The following is a 17,041-nucleotide window of genomic DNA, read 5'->3' on the forward strand; positions in this document are numbered from 1 at the left end:
GGCCGAAGAACGACCCGGAACATTCAACCACGCACTCCACAGCTGAACGCCGGCGGCACCCCGTTCGACCGAGTGTTGACTCACGAAGAATCGGCTGCCTAGCATGTCTCACGTCTGGAAATTACAGGCAGTGAAAAGCAGGCGAAAGCCCGCGGGCCGGTTTCCAGAGAAAGACCCGGGAATGGCGAACCCACACGCGGATGTTCCCCCCGGCGGTCCACAGTTCCCCACGCCCCACCGTTTCAGCGAAATCCCACGTCATTTCAAAGAAAGGTGTTCGCCGTGAGCGGCATCAACGCCATGCTGGAAGAGTCCGTCGTCTCCAACTCCGACACCCCGGACGTCTCCACGTTCGTGGACCTCACCCAGCACGAGATCCAGGCTCTGAAGACCCGGTACAACCTGGCCGACGCCCACACCCACCAGCGCCAGTCGGGCAGCCAGGACAAGATCGTGCTCCAGCTCCCCGAGATCTGGTACGAGGCCGAGGAGAACCAGCAGGCGTACTTCGAGGAGCGTTTCATCGACGCCTTCTTCCGCCTGCACAAGCAGCCGACCGCCCGGGCCATGAAGAAGACCTGGCTCTCCTACTCGGCCAGCGTCTCCACGATGGTCGCCGGCATGTACCTGCAGCAGCGTGAGATGTCGGTCGGCCTCATCGAGCCGTGCTTCGACAACCTGGTCGACCTGCTCCGTCACATGGAGGTCCCGCTCAGCCCGCTCCCCGAGGAGTGGCTGCACAACCCCTCCGAGATCTACGCCAACCTGCAGCAGCTCGACACCGACGCCCTCTACCTGGTCGACCCGAACAACCCGACCGGCACGAGCCTCCTGAAGGACGGCCTGGAGGGCTTCAAGGAGGTCGTGCGCTACTGCAAGGACCACAACAAGCTGCTCATGATGGACTTCTGCTTCGCCTCCTTCGCGCTGGCGGACAAGAACATCGGCCGGGTCGACATCTACAAGCTCCTCGAGGAGTCCGGTGTCACCTACATGGCCCTGGAGGACACCGGCAAGACCTGGCCGGTCCAGGACGCCAAGGCCGCCATGCTGACGGTGAGCGAGGACATCAAGGAAGAGGTCTACAACATCCAGACCGCCGTCCTGCTGAACGTCTCGCCCTTCGTCCTGAACATGCTCACCCGCTACGTCGAGGACTCGATCGAGGACGACTTCGGGTCGGTGCGCGACGTCATCATCCAGAACCGCTCCGCGGCCATCGAGGCCATGGAGGGGACGATCCTCGAGTACATCGAGCCGGTCGTGAAGACCAGCGTCGCCTGGTTCCGCATCAAGGACGAGAACCTCACGGCCACCGAGCTGCAGGCGAAGCTGTTCGAGCGCGAGGTCTACGTGCTGCCGGGCACCTACTTCTTCTGGAACCAGCCGGAGAAGGGTGAGCGCTTCATCCGCATCGCCCTCGCCCGCCGCCCCGAGATCTTCGCCTTCGCGATGCGGCACATGAGGGAGGCGCTGCTCAGCCATGGCAAGTGAGATCTTCATCGACGCCGCCCTGTTCATGGGCATGCACAGCCAGGACGACGACGTGCGACGGGCCTGCAAGGGCTTCTTCGCCCGGCACCTGGCCGACGAGCGGGTCGTCCTGAACCAGGAGCAGGTCGGCAAGTGCGACGCCCTGGTGTGGCTGTACGGCCGCGAGGAGCAGGACGCCTACTACCCCTTCATGGACGTCCTCCACACCGACATGAAGATCCAGCGGATCGGCTACGAGGAGCGGGACCTGCGGACCGCCCTGGAGAACGAGTCGCTGGCCGGACTCCCTCTGCACGAGCGCCTGCTCGTCGCGATGGCGATCAACCGCGACGCGACGGTCGTCACCGCCGGCCCCCGGCTGCGGGACCGCGAGGACCTGCCGGTCAGCTTCGTGGAGCCGGTCGACGGGGAGCCCGAGTTCCCCGAGTACCTGGAGCGGCTCTACGAGCCCTCCCTGAAACTACGCGTCAATCCCCAAGACCTCTGAGGTGCCCTTCAATGTACTCAGGAACCATCGTCCCCCTGGTCACGCCGCTCACCGCCTCGGGTGAGGTGTCCGAGCCGAGCGTGCGGCGCCTGGTGGACTCCCTTCGCCCCCACGTCAGCGGGCTCATGCCCGCGCTGACCACCGGTGAGGGCTGGAAGCTGTCCGAGCGGCAGTGGCGCGACGTGGTGACCTACACAGTGCGCCACGCCGCCGGGCTCCCGGTGATCGCCGGCGTCCAGCTCCCCTCCACCGAGCAGGTCATCGAGCGGGCCAAGGTCGCCCAGGCGTGCGGCGCGTCCGCCGTCGCGGTGACCACCCCGTTCCAGCCGGACCTCAGCCAGGAGGAGATCTACCAGCACTACGCCGACCTGCGGGAGGCCGTGTTCATCCCGCTGTTCATCTACAACGAGAAGGCCCTGTCGGGCAACCAGATCGAGCTGAAGACCCTGCTGCGCATCTGCGAGCTGCCCGACGTGGTCGGCATCAAGGAGTCCAGCGGCTCGGCCGAGTTCACCCGCAGCCTGATCGCCGCCCGCATCAAGGTGCCGGTGTTCGAGGGCTGGGAGAACCTGCTGCACGAGGCCGCGGGCGTGGACGGTTTCATCGGCCCGCTGGCCAACCTGGAGCCCGAGCTCGCCAACGCGATGCTGGCCGACCCCTCGGCCGCGCGCCAGAAGGAGATCAACGCCACCTGCGAGCGCTACGGCCTCTTCCTGGACGACTGGTACCGCCACGCCAAGAAGGAGCTGCTCCAGCGCGGCATCCTGGACACCGACCTGGCCGTCGAGGGCGTGGAGTTATGAAGGTCCAGCCGTCCGACAGCGCCCAGCGCCGCCTGTACAAGTACAACCGCTCCGTTCCGACCCCGGAGCAGTACGCCGAGATCTGGGACATCGAGAAGAACTGGGTGGTGGCCCGCGCCGAGAAGTTCGAGGCCGAGGCCCCCCGCTTCGACACCCGCACCGACTTCGCCCAGGCGCTCCGCGAGCGCCTGGACGAGGAGGAGGCCAACCCGTCCGACGGCGAGCAGTGGCTCGCCGAGGAGGCCACGCTCGACCAGTTCAAGGTGGTCGTCTCGGAGTTCGCCGTGGACGGCCTGGTGGAGTCGCAGTCGCACCTGGGGATCATCCGCAGGCTGCCGTCCAGGTCCCGGATGGCGGTCCTGCGGGTGCTGATCGACGAATTCGGCTGCGGCAACGACGACTTGGAGCACTCCGCGATCTACGCCAAGCTCATGACCGAGCTCGGCCTGCCCACCGACCTCGAGTACTACGCCGACCGGGTCGAGGACACCAGCTTCGCGTACGTCAACCTGTTCCACTGGCTGGCCGACCGGTCGCCCGACCCCGAGTACTTCCTCGGCGCGTACTCCTACTTCGAGTCCAGCGTGCTGTACGCCTTCAAGCCCTACGCGGCGGCGTCCAAGCGGCTCGGCATCGAGAACGACAAGTACTACGCCGAGCACCTGTACATCGACAGCTTCCACAGCCGGCAGATGAAGGAGTCCATCCGCCTGCTGGGCACCGAGCGCGAGGTCGACCTGGCCAAGGTGTGGACGGGTGTCGAGCTGACCAGCCAGGCCGTCGCCGAGGCCACCGAGGCCGCGATCGGGAAGGCCAAGGCGTCATGACCACGACCGTCGACGGTCCGGCCGTCAAACAGGAGGAACCCTCCTTACGGCAGCTCACCGACGACCTCGTGCTCGTGGAGGTCGGCGGCAAGCGGATCGCGATCCAATCCCAGTGCCCCCACCGGAAAGGGCTCATGCGCTACGGGCGCGTGAACCCGCGCACGCTGCGGATCAGCTGCCCGCTGCACTACTCCACGTTCGACCTGGTCACGGGCCGGCAGGTCGCCGGCCCGCCCTGCGGGTCGCTGGGGGTCAACGTGATCCCCGACGGCGCCCCGCTGCCTCAGTCCGGCACCGGCGGCGAGGAGGAGCCGTCATGACCGTCAGCGAGATCACCCCCAAGAGTCCTGCGGCCTCGGACGCTCCGGCGCCCGAGCCGCAGGGCTCGGGCCGGGTCGAGGCGCACGGCGTCGACCGCATCCCCGAGTCCGAGCGCACCGACTCGCCCCGCGAGTTCATGTGGGTGTGGCACTCGGCCCAGTTCTCCTTCGGCACCGTGGTGCTGGGGTCCATCCCCATCACCTTCGGCCTGGGATGGTGGGCCACCGTCAGCTCGGTGCTGGTCGGGCTGCTGATCGGCACCGCGGTGTTCGCGCCGCTCGTGCGGTTCGGCAAGCGGACCGGCGCCAACGACCCGGTCTCCAGCGGCGCCCACTTCGGCGTGCGCGGCCGGATCATCTCCAACGTGATCACGATCGTCGTCGCCACGGGCTTCTTCGCGATCGCGGTGTGGACGGGTGCGACCGCGATCCTGGTCGCCGGGCAACGACTGTTCGGCACGTCCACCGGGTCCACCGGGCTCGCGATCACCATGCCGGTCGTGGCGGTCGCGGTCGTCGTCCTCGCGGTCTACGGCCACAAGGCCCTGCTCGCGACGTACAAGACCATGACCGTGATCGGCGGGCTGGTGCTGCTGGCGCTGGTCGCCGTGCTGCTGCCCAAGTTCTCCCTCGGCTTCGAGGGCGGCGAGTACGTCCTGGGGGACTTCTGGAAGACCTGGCTGCTGGCGGTGTCGTTCAGCGCGACGCTGCCGGTCTCGTACTCCACCTTCCAGGGTGACTACAGCCGCTACCTGTCCCCCGCGACCAGCGACCGGGCCGCGGTGGCCTACAACGGCGTGGCGATGTACCTGAGCAACGCGATCGCGCTGCTCGTCGGCGCCTACGTCACGAGCCTGTTCACCGACATGTCGGTGCCGTGGATCGTCGGGACCGCCGAGGTCGTGCCGCAGTGGTTCGGCGTCGTCGTCATCGCCTTCGGTTTCGCCGGCACGCTGCCGCAGGGCGCCCTGTGCATCTACGCGGCGGGCCTGTCGGCCCACTCGATGCTGTGGCGCATGCCCCGGGCCACCGTCACGTGGCTGGTGTCCCTGATCGGCATCGCGACGCTGTACATCGGCGCGATCGCCTTCGACGCGATCGACTCGATCTCGGCCTTCGTGCTGATCCTGCTGGTCCTGGTCTCGCCCTGGACGGCGATCATGCTGGTCGGCTTCTCGCTGCGCCGCGGCCGCTACGTCCCCGACGAGCTGTACGGCTTCACCACCGGCGCGCGGCAGGGCCTGTACTGGTTCACCGGCGGGGTCAACCTGCGCGCCCTCGGCGCGTTCGTCCCGGCCGTGATCCTCGGCCTGCTGTTCGTCGGCAACACCGTCTACACCGGCCCGCTGGCCTCGCTCGCCAACGGCGTGGACCTGAGCTGCCTGGTGCCGTTCGTCACCGCGGCGGTCCTGTACTACGCCCTGTGGCGGCTCTTCCCCGAGGAGCGAACCCCCGAGGTGGAGACCGGCACGGCCGCGCCGCTCGAAAGGAGCCACCGATGACGCTCGACCCCCGGCTTCCCGCGACACCGGACACGATCGTGGTGTTCTCCGACCTCAACTGCTCGTTCGCCCACCTGGGCGTCTACCGGCTGCACGAGGCGCGGCGGCGGCTCGGGCTGGAGGGACGGATCTTCTTCGACCACCGCGCCTTCCCGCTGGAGCTGTACAACCGCACCGTGAACGAGCGGCCCGGCGTCGACTCCGAGGTCGCGGTCATCGGGGCCCTGGAGCCCAAGGCCGGGTGGCGGCTCTGGCAGGGCCCGGACTGGTCCTACCCGGTCACCATGCTGCCCCCGCTGGAGGCGGTGCAGGCGGCCAAGGCGCAGAGCATGCACGCCGGCGAGCAGCTCGACCTGGCACTTCGGAAGGCGTTCTGGGCGGAGGGCCGGTGCATCTCCCTGCGGCACGAGATCCTCGAGGTCGCGGCGCGGACCGGCGTCGTGGACGTCGAGGCGCTGGCGGCGGCCCTGGACGACGGCCGCGCCCGGCGCATGGTGATGGACCAGTTCGAGGCGTCGCGCGAGGGACGGGTGAACTGCAGCCCGCACGTGTTCCTTCACGACGGCACGAACATGGCCAACCCCGGCATCCGGACCCGCTGGGTGAACGGCGACTTCGGCATCGGCTTCCCGGTCATCGACGCGGACGACCCCACCGTATACACCGACCTGCTGACCAGGGCCGCCGACCTGGCCGACGGAGCCTACGCAGCCCCGATCGGCGCCCGCGTCGGCTGACCGTGAGGATGTAGGTGGGCGCCTCCCGGTGGGGTCTGACCCAGCGTCTGACGGCGTGGCGCTATGTGGTGCGGACGGCGAGGGTGCGTTCGGCCCACTGAGCGATGTCGCGGCGCTCGATGGCGGCGGCCATGAGCCCCGGGAAGGCGTCCGGCGTGCAGGCGAACGCCGGCACGCCCAGCGCGGCGAGCGCCTCGGCGTTGTCGCGGTCGTAGTGGGGCTGACCCTCGTCCGAAAGGGCGAGCAGGACGATCACCTGCACCCCCGCCGCCGTCATCGCCGCGACCCGGCGCAGCATCTCCTCCCGCACCCCGCCCTCGTACAGGTCGCTGATCAGGATGAAGATGGAGTTGGACGGACGGGTGATCAGCCCCTGGCAGTAGGCGATGGCCCGGTTGATGTCGGTGCCCCCGCCGAGCTGGGTGCCGAACAGCAGCTCGACCGGGTCGTGCAGCTGGTCGGTCAGGTCCACCACGCTGGTGTCGAAGACCACCAAAGACGTGCGCAGCGCCCGCATGGACGCCAGCACGGCCCCGAACACGCTCGAATAGACCACCGACGCCGCCATCGAGCCGCTCTGGTCGATGCACAGGGTGACCTCGCGGATCACCGCCTGCTGACGGCGCGCGTACCCGACCAGGCGGGACGGCACGACCGTGTTCCGCTCCGGCAGGTAGTTCTTGAGGTTGGCGCGGATCGTCCGGTCCCAGTCGATGTCGGCGGCCCGGCGCGGCCGGTGCGTGCGGGCCGACCGGTCGAGCGCCCCGGTGACGGCCGTCCGGGTGCGCTGCGCCAGCCTGCGCTCCAGGTCGGCGACGACCTTGGCGACCACGGCGCGGGCCGACCGGCGGGCCGTCTCGGGCATCACCCGGTTGAGGGACAGCAACGTGCCCACGAGGTGGACGTCCGGCTCCACGGCCTCCAGCATCTCCGGCTCCAGCAGGAGGCGGGTGAGGTTGAGCCGCTCGATCGCGTCCTTCTGCATGACCTGGACGACCGTCGAGGGGAAGTACGACCGGATGTCCCCGAGCCAGCGGGCGACGCGCGGCGCCGAGGCGCCGAGACCCGCGCCGCGCTCGGCGTCCCCGTGACCGCCCGCGCCCTGCCCCGAGCCGCGCCCGCCGTTGTAGAGCGCGGCCAGCGCGGCGTCCATCTGGGCGTCGTCCCCGCTCAGGGCGCACCCCGTGCCGTCGGCGTCGCCGCCGAGGGCAAGCCGCCACCTGCGCAACCGCTCGTCCATCACGCGCTCCTGTCTGAGGTGGTCGCGGACATGAGATCGCTTCCCAAGATCGTGAGTACCGTGCGGACGGCCGGCGCGGCGAGTTCCTCGTCCGCTTCCAGGGCGGCGACCCGCCCGGACTCGCCCGAGGACACGCGCTCGCCGATGGCGCGGCGCTCCGGCGGGGTGAACGCGCCGAACGTGCGTCGCAGCAGTGGCAGCACGTCCACGAACGCCTCGCCGGTCAGGCCGGTGAGCCAGGTGTCGATCAGGCCCAGCAGGCCGGCGTCGTGGACGAGGAGCAGGCCGCTTCCTGCCAGGAACCCCTCCACCCAGGCCGCCGCCTGCGCGGGCGGCGTGCCCGCCGACATCGCCCGGGACATGCGCCGCGCGACCTCCTCGGCCGGGATCGTGCCGGCGTCGAGCAGGAGGCGGGTCAACCGGCCGCTGATCAGCCCGTGCACGTCGTGCCGCTCGGCCACCCCGCGCAGCGCCGCCAGCCACCCCTCCCGGCCGGACTCCAGCAACCCGACCGAGGCGTGCACCGCGTCGACGTGCCCGAGCATCGCGCGCGCCGAGTCGTCGTCCAGGCCGGTGACGGCGGCCGACAGGCCCGCCCGAATGCGGCCGAGCAGTGAGTCGACGATCACCGACAGGCCCGCCGCCGGGGTGCCGCGGACGTCGCCGTACCGCTGCGTGCGCACGAGGGCGGGCAGGGCCGCCATCAGGTGCGTGACGTCGTTGTCCAGGGCCGCCCGGGTGGAGATCGACGACAGGACGTGGGGGAGCGCGCCCGGCAGGTCGGCCAGAAGACAGCGCTCGGCGACCGATGTGAGCTCGGCGAGCGTCCTCGCCGGGGGCGCGGCGGACGGCCCGGGCCCCGCGTGCCGGGCCGTCCGCGGGGAACCCGGATCGGCGAGCTCACGCACCCGGGCGGTCGCGGCGGCGGGGACGGTGGTGCCGTACCCGCTCGCCTCGATCAGGTCGATGTCGAACTCCGGCCGCCAGGCGAGAGTCCACGACTCGCGGAAGGTGCCCTTGCCCCGGGCCTCGCGCGCCGTCCCCCACTGCACGCCGAGCAGCCCGAGACGGTGCAGCAGGCGGCTGCGGTCCAGGTCGAGGGGTTTGCGCAGGTCCAGGTCGAGCTCGCGGTCGAGCGCCTCGGGACGCAGCTTCAGGCGGCGCTGCCGGTCGCGCAGGTCGCGCTGGAGCGGGACCATCGGCGTGCTGTCCGGCACGCTCCCGAGCCGCTCGCCGACCACCATGCGCCGCTGGATCAGCTCCACCGGCAACTCGTCGCCCTCGCACAGCACCGCGCGGACCGCCTCGGTGACCTCCCCGAGCCCCGCCAGCGGGCGCCCCCGCACGACGGCGAGGCTGTGCGCCAGGCGGACGGCCTCGATGACGTGGGCGGAGGACACCGGCAGGTCCTCGTCCCGCAGGACGGCCGCCGCCGAGGCCAGCCAGCGCTCGATCGGCTTGTCCGGCGCGGAGAACAGGTGGTCGTACCAGCCGGGCGAGGTGATGCCTGCGCCGTAGCCGCTCCAGGAGGCCAGCCGCCCGTGCGTCCACGGCACCCAGGTCATCTCCACCTTGACCTTGGGCAGCCCCTTGAGCAGGCGGTCGTCGGGCGCGCCCGGGCCCGGGTCGAGCAGCGCCGGGACGTGCCAGGCGCCGCACACCACGGCCACGTGCCGGTGGCCGTCCCTGACGGCGGCGCGCATCGTCCGGCGCATGTACGCCTCGCGCCGCGCCTCCTGCTCGTGCGGGACGTACCCCTCCCGCACGGTGGCCATCGCCTCGGCGATCACCTCGAACGGGGTGTCGCCGCGATGCTCGACCGCGTCCTCCCACCAGCGCTCCGGGTCGTCGTACCCCGCCGCGCGGGCGAGCTCGCCGATCGGATCACGGTGCACGACCGGGTCCCCCGGCCCGTCCGCCCGTTCCGCGTCCTCGTCGTCGGCAGGCATGGTCGCCGGGCCCGGGGGATCGGCGTCCACGGAGGGGGCGACGGGCGGGGGGACCTGGCCGGCCGGCGGGCCGGCCAGGCCATGCGTCGCCGGCAGGTCGCAGAAGCGGACCGGGATGCCCGCGCGGAGGGCGTACCGGATGGCCTGCCATTCGGGCGAGAACGTCGCGAACGGCCAGAACGCGGCCTTGGACGGGTCACCCGGCACGTGCGCCAGCAGCGCGACGGGCGGCTCCATCTGCGGATCGGCCGCCAGCGCCACGAGATCGTCGGCCTCGGGCGGGCCCTCGATCAGGACGATGTCGGGCCGCAGCCGTTCCAGCTCGGCCGCCACGGCGCGCGCCGAGCCCGGGCCGTGGTGGCGCACGCCGAGGACCGTGAACGTCGGCGCCGCGCCCCCGTCCTTCCTGTGCCGGCCGGACGGCGCGGTGCCCGGCGCGGCCGGGGCGCGCGGCTCGTCAGGAGACATCGCGGCACGCCCGGTAGAAGTCACGCCAGTCGCGCCGCTCACGGACCACCGTCTCCAGGTACTCCTGCCAGAGGACGCGGTCGGACACCGGATCCTGCACGACGGCGCCGACGATGCCCGCCGCGATGTCGCCCGCGCGCAGCACGCCGTCGCCGAAATGGGCGGCCAGGGCGATGCCGCTGGTCACCACCGAGATCGCCTCGGCCGTGCTGAGGGTGCCGCTCGGGGACTTGACCGTTGTGCGGCCGTCGGAGGTCACCCCGGACCGCAGCTCGCGGAACACCGTGACGACCCGCCTGATCTCCTCCAGGCCGGTGGGCGTGGGAGGCAGTTCGAGGGAACGGCCGAGCTGGGCGACGCGGCGCGCAACGATGTCGACCTCCTCCTCGGCGCTGGCCGGGACCGGGAGGACGACGGTGTTGAAGCGGCGGCGCAGCGCGCTGGACAGCTCGTTCACCCCGCGGTCGCGGTCGTTCGCGGTGGCGATCACGTTGAAGCCCCGCGCGGCCTGGACCTCCTCGTTCAGCTCAGGGATCGGCAGCGTCTTCTCCGACAGGACGGTGATGAGCGCGTCCTGCACGTCGGAGGGCATGCGCGTGAGCTCCTCGACCCGGGCGAGCCGCCCCTCGTCCATGGCGCGCATCACCGGGCTCGGCGTCAGCGCCTCGCGGGACGGGCCCTCGGCGAGCAGCCGGGCGTAGTTCCAGCCGTACCGGATGGCTTCCTCCGCCGTGCCCGCCGTGCCCTGGACGAGCAGCGTGGAGTCGCCGCTGATCGCCGCGGCCAGATGTTCCGACAGCCAGGTCTTGGCGGTGCCGGGCACGCCGAGCAGCAGCAGCGCGCGGTCGGTGGCGAGGGTGGCGACGGCCACCTCGACGATGCGGCGGGGGCCGATGTACTTGGGCGTGATCTGGTCGCCGTCGCCGAGCAGGTAGGTGGTCACGGCCCAGGGCGACAGCCGCCACCCGGGCGGCCGCGGCCGGTCGTCCGACTTGGCGAGGATCTCGAGCTCCTCGGCGTACTGGTCTTCCGCATGGGGGCGCAGAACGGTCATATCGATTTCAGCTCGCTCTCAGGTGCCCGGCCCGGTGCGCGGCATCGGCCGAGAAAGGACTGGAAAGGGAAGATAGGAGCGCCTGCGCCGACCACCGGCACGCCGCGGCGACGCCTCGAAGGGGGATCGACGGGGCCGGAGGGCGGGGGAGGTGGTCATGGGCGGAGTTCCTCGTGCATGTCGAAGCGGAAGCGCAGCGTGGCGGCGACCTCCTGGACAGGCGGTTCGGCCGACAGCCGGGCGGTCATCTGATGCATCGCCGGGTCGACGCGCTCGCCCGCGAGGCGTACCAGCTCCGCGAGGTTCCACGGCTGGCGCCCCGCGGTGTCGACGATCTTCTCCATCACCGCCCTGGCCAGCGCCGGCCCCCATGGCGCCGGCAGGCCGCCCAGCATCATGATCAACTGGCCGTCGACCGGCTGCTCGCGGACGAGCTCGGCGGCCTTGTCCGCACGCTCGGCGGGAGGAAGGACGGCGAGCAGGTCGCTGAGCGGCTCGACGGCGAACAGGGCCCGCGCCCACGTCGGATCGTTCTGCAGGACGGCCGCGCGTTCCCAGCCGAGCCTGATCTCGCGCGCCCAGTCGCCGGTGTTGAGCGCGACGATCCGCTTGACGGAGAGCCCGAGGTGACCGGTCCAGAACGGGAGCGGCGTGTGCGCGACGACCTGCTGGAGCCACCAGCTCCGCTGCCCGGTGCCCGCCGGGGCACGGGAACGGATGCCGTCGCGCTCCATCGCGGCGTCACACGACTCCGGCGGCTCGACGTGAAGGCGGCCGCCCACCACGCGCAGGCAGCGCGCGGCGCGCTCGGACATCCTGCCCCCGAGCCGCGACTCCGGGAGCCGCGTCAGCAGGTCGGCGGCCTGGCTTCTGACCTCGCGGCGCCGGTCGTCCAGCGCGTCCTCCAGGAACGGCTCGTCGGCCATCGACAACCCGTCCGCCAGGGCGTTGACGAAGGCCGCGCGGTCTTCCGGGGCCTCTTTGTCCCAGCCTCGGAGCAGCAGGGCCCTGGCCTTCGCGGGAGTGGTGGCCCGCAGGCCGCGGAAGAACGACAGCCGGTCCCCTCGGGTGCCGAACTCCCAGAGCGGGTGGACCACCTCCGGCTCGGCCCCGCCGTCCTGGTCGCCGTCGTCCGGGGTGGCGGTGGCCACGGCGTCGCCGCCGCCACTGACGGTCGTGGGCGAGGGGACGGCCTCCGGCGGTGTCCCGGACTTCGGGCCGGTCTCGCGGACGTAGATCGTGGCCTCCTCCAGCAGGTAGCCCCAGGACTCGTTGAGCGAGGCCAGCCACCGGCCCCTGGCCCCCGCCAGGACGCCGATGGACGGCCGCAGCGAACGGTCGCGCGTGCCATGGTCCAGCACGCGGGGGATGAGCTTCGCCGGCAGGCGATACCCCCGCCCTGCCGCGGCCTCCAGCCACTCGGCGAGCAACCGGGGATGCTCGCCGTCGAGGATGCGTGCCACGCGCTCGCCGGCCGCCCGCGGCACGGGCGGCTGTTCTTCGGCGCGCGCGGCGGGTAGCGGCTCGCCCCTATGGAGCCGCTGCCCCGCGCGCGCCCCGACCGTGTGCGCCGCGGCCTGGCCGAGCAGGTCGGGCCGCGGGCGCCGGTCGGTGCCGACCAGCGCGGCCGACACCAGCCGCTCCCACTCGTCGATCGTGGTCACCGGGACCCCTCTTTCTCATGACGCTCTACGCCGCGCCGGCCACGCGAGGACGCGTAGGCGCCGCGGACGAGCGGACGGGCAAGGTCGATGGACGGACCGGCGGCAGGGGGCGTCATAAGACGACCACCTGGCCGTGCTCGTCCCATGTGGTGAGGGGGCGGAGGCCGTCGGGGGTCCACTCGGCGGCGACCGTCACCGGATGGCCTCCCGACACGGCCAGGAGCCGCCAGGGGGGACCGGCCGAGGGATGCAGCGGCATGCCCTCCACCTGGTCACCCGGCCCCCCGCCGGCGTCGGCGAGCAGCCACCGCTCGCCCCGGGCGGCGGGGACGACGTCGCCCAGCAGCACCGGCCAGGAGTCCGCCCACGGATCGCCGGCGAGCGCGGCGGCCACCTGGCCGAGCGCCTCGCGCACCCCCGAACCCGCCGGAACCCCGGACGGCGCCGCGCCGTGCCGCACGGCCACCAGCGCCCGCAGCGGGGACGCCCCCGCGTAGAACACCAGCTCGGCGTCGATCGTCGTGCCGGTGACCAGGGACGCGTCCATGGCCTGGCCCACCGGTGCGAACGTCAGCACCAGCGCGAAGCGGCCGTGGGAGCGCCCCTTCAGCCAGACCCGGCGCGACACGAGCCGATCCTGCTCCTCGTCACGCAGGCCGAGCACCTGCCACTCGTCCCGCACGGCGGGACCGGCGAGCACCTCCTCACGGGACGCCGGGAAGCCGACGCGGGACCTGATGGTGTCGCGCAGCGAGGCGGGCAGCTCCTCGGAGCGGCGGTAGCCGACGGCCAGGAGATTGATCAGGCCGTACTCGCCGAGCAGGCGGGCCGGCCAGTCGTCCTCGGTGAGCACCCGGGTGAGGCGCGAGACCGTCGCCGCCACCCCGGGCGCCTGGGCGTCCACCAGCCGTCGCGTCAGATCCTCCCACTGGGCCGGGGCGTTCTGCCGCGCCCCAGAAAGGCCCTGGCCGATCTGGTCGGCCAGCCACCGCTCGAGCTCCGACAGCCCGGTGGCGACGCGCTCCTCACGCTGGGCCGCGCGGCGTTCCGCCGCGGCGGTGTCACCTGGGCTCGCCTCGTGGGCGCCGGCGGCCTCCGACCCGGCGGCCGATCGCTCGGGCGCCCTCGCGGCGACGGCCTTGGCGGCGCGGGCACGGCGCTGTTCCAGCCACTCGGAGACCCAGGCGGGCGGGGCCTCGTCGGCGGGCACGCCGTCGGCCGACCAGAGCAGCAGCAGGCCGAGCGCGTGTTTGCAGGGGAACTTCCTGCTGGGGCACGAGCAGCGGTAGGCGGGCTCGCCGAAGTCGACGCACGCGCGGTACGGCGACGCGCCACTGCCCTTGCACTCGCCCCACAGCGCGCCCTGCCCGGCGCCCGTCGCCGACCACTTCGCCGGCGTGCTCACGCTCTGCGCGCCCTTCTGGGAAGAGGCGTCGGGGGCGAGCGCGAGCACTTGATCACGGCTCCAACGTTCGATCACGAGCGGCACACTAGCGGCGCCCTCTGACAAAATCGGGGCCGTTCGGGGGGCCGCCGCCGCGTCCGTTACAGATGGGAGAAAGTCCCAGCTCAGCAGGGTGAAATCGGCCGCAATCCCGTGCGTGGCCAGATCCGGTCAGGCGCCTCACCCCGTGGCTCCTGTGACAAATGGGACGAAATTCGGGCGCCTTCGGGGCTTCGACGGCGGGCCCGGCCGGAGCATCGGCCGGGCCATCGGATGGTCCGGCGGGGTGGTCGCGGACCGTGGGCAGGGCCGATGCCGGTGATGACCACGCGACGGCCGGCGTCGGCGTGGGGTGAGCGTTCGAGTGGGCTCGGTGGCCTAGGACCAAAGGCGGAGGGGGCGGCTGATGTGGGAGATGGGGGTGGGGGCTTAGCTTGGGGACGTGTCTTCAGTGGTGACCGAATCCCCCGTCGGAGCGCCTCCTCCCGGTGTGCTCAGCCGCCCCTATCGGGCGATCAGCATCGGCATGGTCGCGCTGGTCCTTCTCCTGGCGTTCGAGTACCTGGCGGTGGCGACCGCCATGCCGGTGGTGGCCAAGGCGCTCGACGGGTTATCCCTGTACGGGCTGGCCTTCAGCGGGTCCATGGCGGCCAGCGTGATCGCCACGGTGGCGGGCGGCCGGTGGAGCGACGTCCGGGGGCCGGTGGCGCCGCTGTGGGCCGGGGTCGGCGGGTTCACGCTGGGACTGCTGATCGCCGGCTTCGCCCCCACCATGAACATCTTGATCATCGGCAGGTTCGTCCAGGGCATCGGCGGCGGCCTGTTCTCGGTGGCCCTGTACGTCGTGGTCGCCCAGGTCTTTCCCCCGGCGATGCATCCGAGGGCGTTCTCCCTGCTCGCGGCGGCGTGGGTGCTTCCGTCCGTCGTGGGCCCGGCGATCACGGGGGCGTTGGTCGAGCACGCCGGCTGGCGGTGGGTCTTCCTCGGCATCCCGATCTTCGTCGCCCCGGCGGCGCTGCTGCTCTGGCGCGGCCTCGCGGGGCGGATCACCCCGCCGCCCAGGACGGACGCCGCTCCCTCCGCCGGGTTCGGGATGAGGCTGGTCTGGGGCGGCGTGGTCGCCGTGGGCGCGGCCCTGTTGCAGTACGGCAGCGGCCTCGGCGGGCGGGGGCTCGTCCTGCCGGCGGCCGGCCTGCTGATCCTGGCTTTCGCCCTGCCCCGGCTGCTTCCCCGCGGCACGCTGCGCGCCGGGCGGGGCTTTCCCGCCGTGGTCCTGCTGCGCGGCCTGGCCGCGGGCGCGTCGTTCGCGGCGGACGTGTTCGTCCCGCTCATGCTGACCGGCGAGCGCGGGCTGAGCCCGACGCAGGCCGGGCTCTTCCTCACCGGGTCGGCGCTGAGCTGGTCGCTGGCCTCGTGGATCCAGGGACGCGGGCGCTACGACCGCACGAGGCTGCTGCGCCTCGGCACCGCGCTGCTCGCCTCCGGCATAGCGGGCACGTCCTTGCTGGTCTTCGACGTGGTGCCGCTGGCCGTGGGCCTCGGGGCGTGGCTGGTCGCCGGGTTCGGCATCGGCCTGGTCTACCCGACGTTGTCGGTGCTGACTCTGGAGCTGTCCGAGCCGGGTGAGGAAGGCGTGAACAGTTCGTCGCTGCAGATCGGCGAGTCCGTCTTCTCTGTGGTGGTCATCGCGGTCACCGGCGCGGTGTTCGCCGGTCTGGACACCGCCTGGTGGGTCTACCTGGTCTGTTTCGGCGTGATCGCGGGCCAGGCGGCCCTCGCCACGGTGACGGCCGGGCGCGTCCGGCGGTGACTTGAGGACCGACGGGCCAGGCCCTCACCAGGGGCGACCGGTCGTGACCTCTGCCCGCGTTTGGACTGGATCCGCACAGCGGGCACCATGGAAGGGCAGGTGTCCGACTAGGGGGTTCCATGCCACGCGTCCGCGAGCTCGAGGTCTTCCGGCTCGTCCTGCCCTATGGCAGGCGCCCGGAGAGCATCCTGGTGAAGCTCACGGACTACGGGGGGATGACCGGTTGGGGCGAGGTCGTGCAGGGCCCCGACCGCCCGCGGGCCGTCCACGCGGAGGCCGCCGACGACGAGCGGGACCCGGACGACCGCGAGACCGGCGAGGGCCGGAGCGACCGCGACCAGGTGCTGGCCAAGACCTGGGCCACGCTGGAGGAGTCCCTCGGGCCCGCGCTGCTCGGCGTCGACTGGGAGCACCCCAACGATCTGGCCGCGGTCCCGGCGAGCCCCGCCGTGGACCTCGCCTGCTGGGATCTGTGGGCCCGCATGCGCGGCGTGCCGCTGGCCCACGCGATCGGCGGCACCCGCACGTCCGTGGTGGCCACCGTGCGCCTGCCCGCGGAGCGATCCCTGGAGGCGATGGTCGCGCGGGTCAACCGCCACGTGGGCGCCGGATACGCCCACGTCACCCTGGACGTGCATCCGGGCTGGGACGTCGAGCCGGTGCGGGCGGTGCGCCAGGCGTACCCGGCGCTGGCGCTGGCGGTGGACGCCCTCGGCGGGTACACCGACGTCACGGCGCTGGAGGCCCTGGACGCCTACGACGTGACGGCGATCGAGCGGCCTTTCGGCGGGGTTGACGGCCCTCCCGACCTCGCCATGCACGCCGAGCTGCAGGGCAGGGTGTCGTCCGCGGTCGCCGTCGAGGTCCACTCGGTTTCCGCCCTGGAGGAGGCCATCGCGGCGCGCGCGGCGAGCGCCCTGCTGCTGCGCCCGGCGCGGTTCGGGTCGCTGTGGGCCGCGCGGGTCGCCCACGACCGCGCCGCGGCGGCGGGGTGGGACATCACCGCGGCCGGCGGCGCGGGCACCGGCCTGGCCCGCGCGGCGACCGTCGCCGTCGCGAGCCTGCCCGGCTGCACGCTGCCCAGCGACGTGACCGAGCCGCCGCGCAGCGCCCAGATCGTGGCGCCGCCGGTCGGGGCGTCCGGCGGCGTGGTGGCCGTCCCGCTGACCCAGCCGGGCCTCGGGCACCTCGTCGACGAGGACCGCGTCCGGCGGCTCGCCCGCGACTCCTTCCGCTTGTGAC

General features: G+C 72.3%; 14 protein-coding genes. 9 read left to right on the top strand and 5 right to left on the bottom strand.

Annotated features, from left to right (window positions below):
* Nucleotides 1-282 precede the first annotated feature (282 nt).
* Genes AB0M95_RS04760 through AB0M95_RS04790 form a run of 7 tightly spaced genes read left to right on the top strand, consistent with a single transcriptional unit; the run spans nucleotide 283 to nucleotide 6,170 of the window.
* Entirely contained in the window at nucleotides 283-1,494 is a 1,212-nt protein-coding gene (locus AB0M95_RS04760) for an aminotransferase class I/II-fold pyridoxal phosphate-dependent enzyme (protein ID WP_363759506.1), read from the top strand.
* Nucleotides 1,484-1,981: a DUF6190 family protein gene (locus AB0M95_RS04765; RefSeq protein WP_363759509.1), complete on the top strand. Its 498-nt coding sequence runs from the start codon at nucleotides 1,484-1,486 to the stop codon at nucleotides 1,979-1,981. Before AB0M95_RS04760 ends, AB0M95_RS04765 begins: the two co-directional genes overlap by 11 nt.
* 11 nt (nucleotides 1,982-1,992) lie before the next feature.
* Complete coding sequence (locus AB0M95_RS04770) at nucleotides 1,993-2,784, top strand: dihydrodipicolinate synthase family protein (protein WP_363759512.1); 792 nt, start codon at nucleotides 1,993-1,995, stop codon at nucleotides 2,782-2,784.
* A complete protein-coding gene (locus AB0M95_RS04775) occupies nucleotides 2,781-3,611 on the top strand; it encodes an iron-containing redox enzyme family protein (protein WP_363759515.1) in 831 nt (276 codons plus the stop codon). The genes AB0M95_RS04770 and AB0M95_RS04775 overlap by 4 nt, the downstream gene beginning before the upstream one ends.
* Complete coding sequence (locus tag AB0M95_RS04780; protein WP_363759518.1) at nucleotides 3,608-3,931, top strand: Rieske (2Fe-2S) protein; 324 nt, start codon at nucleotides 3,608-3,610, stop codon at nucleotides 3,929-3,931. Before AB0M95_RS04775 ends, AB0M95_RS04780 begins: the two co-directional genes overlap by 4 nt.
* Nucleotides 3,928-5,433: a cytosine permease gene (locus AB0M95_RS04785; RefSeq protein ID WP_363759521.1), complete on the top strand. Its 1,506-nt coding sequence runs from the start codon at nucleotides 3,928-3,930 to the stop codon at nucleotides 5,431-5,433. The genes AB0M95_RS04780 and AB0M95_RS04785 overlap by 4 nt, the downstream gene beginning before the upstream one ends.
* Entirely contained in the window at nucleotides 5,430-6,170 is a 741-nt protein-coding gene (locus AB0M95_RS04790; RefSeq protein ID WP_363759524.1) for a DsbA family protein, read from the top strand. Before AB0M95_RS04785 ends, AB0M95_RS04790 begins: the two co-directional genes overlap by 4 nt.
* Before the next feature lie 61 nt (nucleotides 6,171-6,231).
* Here the strand turns inward: AB0M95_RS04790 and AB0M95_RS04795 are convergent, their stop codons facing one another.
* The 5 genes from AB0M95_RS04795 to AB0M95_RS04815 all read right to left on the bottom strand — a co-directional run bounded on the left by AB0M95_RS04795 (nucleotide 6,232) and on the right by AB0M95_RS04815 (nucleotide 14,025).
* Nucleotides 6,232-7,410, bottom strand: coding sequence for a VWA domain-containing protein (locus tag AB0M95_RS04795; protein ID WP_363759527.1), 1,179 nt, complete (start codon nucleotides 7,408-7,410; stop codon nucleotides 6,232-6,234).
* Nucleotides 7,410-9,827 (bottom strand): DUF5682 family protein, encoded by a 2,418-nt coding sequence (locus AB0M95_RS04800; RefSeq protein ID WP_363759530.1) that lies wholly within the window; start codon nucleotides 9,825-9,827, stop codon nucleotides 7,410-7,412. Before AB0M95_RS04800 ends, AB0M95_RS04795 begins: the two co-directional genes overlap by 1 nt.
* Nucleotides 9,817-10,881, bottom strand: a complete 1,065-nt coding sequence (locus AB0M95_RS04805) for an AAA family ATPase (protein WP_363759533.1) — start codon at nucleotides 10,879-10,881, stop codon at nucleotides 9,817-9,819. The genes AB0M95_RS04800 and AB0M95_RS04805 overlap by 11 nt, the downstream gene beginning before the upstream one ends.
* Before the next feature lie 155 nt (nucleotides 10,882-11,036).
* Nucleotides 11,037-12,545 carry a DUF5691 domain-containing protein gene (locus tag AB0M95_RS04810; protein ID WP_363759536.1) on the bottom strand — a complete coding sequence of 503 codons (1,509 nt, stop codon included), beginning with the start codon at nucleotides 12,543-12,545 and terminating at the stop codon, nucleotides 11,037-11,039.
* 112 nt (nucleotides 12,546-12,657) lie between these two features.
* Nucleotides 12,658-14,025: an SWIM zinc finger family protein gene (locus tag AB0M95_RS04815; protein WP_363759539.1), complete on the bottom strand. Its 1,368-nt coding sequence runs from the start codon at nucleotides 14,023-14,025 to the stop codon at nucleotides 12,658-12,660.
* A 406-nt stretch (nucleotides 14,026-14,431) separates the two neighbouring features.
* Here AB0M95_RS04815 and AB0M95_RS04820 point away from each other — a divergent pair, with 406 nt between their 5' ends.
* Complete coding sequence (locus AB0M95_RS04820) at nucleotides 14,432-15,799, top strand: MFS transporter (protein ID WP_363759542.1); 1,368 nt, start codon at nucleotides 14,432-14,434, stop codon at nucleotides 15,797-15,799.
* Between the two features lie 119 nt (nucleotides 15,800-15,918).
* The gene (locus AB0M95_RS04825; protein WP_363759545.1) at nucleotides 15,919-17,040 is read left to right on the top strand and encodes an enolase C-terminal domain-like protein; all 1,122 of its coding nucleotides are present in this window, start codon (nucleotides 15,919-15,921) and stop codon (nucleotides 17,038-17,040) included.
* Nucleotide 17,041: the final 1 nt, after the last annotated feature.

Origin of the sequence: Sphaerisporangium sp. NPDC051017 (genome assembly GCF_040683095.1) — a bacterium.
Taxonomy (GTDB): Bacteria; Actinomycetota; Actinomycetes; order Streptosporangiales; family Streptosporangiaceae; genus Sphaerisporangium.

Coding starts and splice junctions, on each gene's coding strand:
- AB0M95_RS04780 (WP_363759518.1), top strand. CDS start 3,608: ATGACCACGACCGTCGACGGTCCGGCCGTCAAACAGGAGGAACCCTCC.
- AB0M95_RS04790 (WP_363759524.1), top strand. CDS start 5,430: ATGACGCTCGACCCCCGGCTTCCCGCGACACCGGACACGATCGTGGTG.
- AB0M95_RS04770 (WP_363759512.1), top strand. CDS start 1,993: ATGTACTCAGGAACCATCGTCCCCCTGGTCACGCCGCTCACCGCCTCG.
- AB0M95_RS04775 (WP_363759515.1), top strand. CDS start 2,781: ATGAAGGTCCAGCCGTCCGACAGCGCCCAGCGCCGCCTGTACAAGTAC.
- AB0M95_RS04795 (WP_363759527.1), bottom strand. CDS start 7,410: ATGGACGAGCGGTTGCGCAGGTGGCGGCTTGCCCTCGGCGGCGACGCC.
- AB0M95_RS04805 (WP_363759533.1), bottom strand. CDS start 10,881: ATGACCGTTCTGCGCCCCCATGCGGAAGACCAGTACGCCGAGGAGCTC.
- AB0M95_RS04825 (WP_363759545.1), top strand. CDS start 15,919: ATGCCACGCGTCCGCGAGCTCGAGGTCTTCCGGCTCGTCCTGCCCTAT.
- AB0M95_RS04800 (WP_363759530.1), bottom strand. CDS start 9,827: ATGTCTCCTGACGAGCCGCGCGCCCCGGCCGCGCCGGGCACCGCGCCG.
- AB0M95_RS04785 (WP_363759521.1), top strand. CDS start 3,928: ATGACCGTCAGCGAGATCACCCCCAAGAGTCCTGCGGCCTCGGACGCT.
- AB0M95_RS04765 (WP_363759509.1), top strand. CDS start 1,484: ATGGCAAGTGAGATCTTCATCGACGCCGCCCTGTTCATGGGCATGCAC.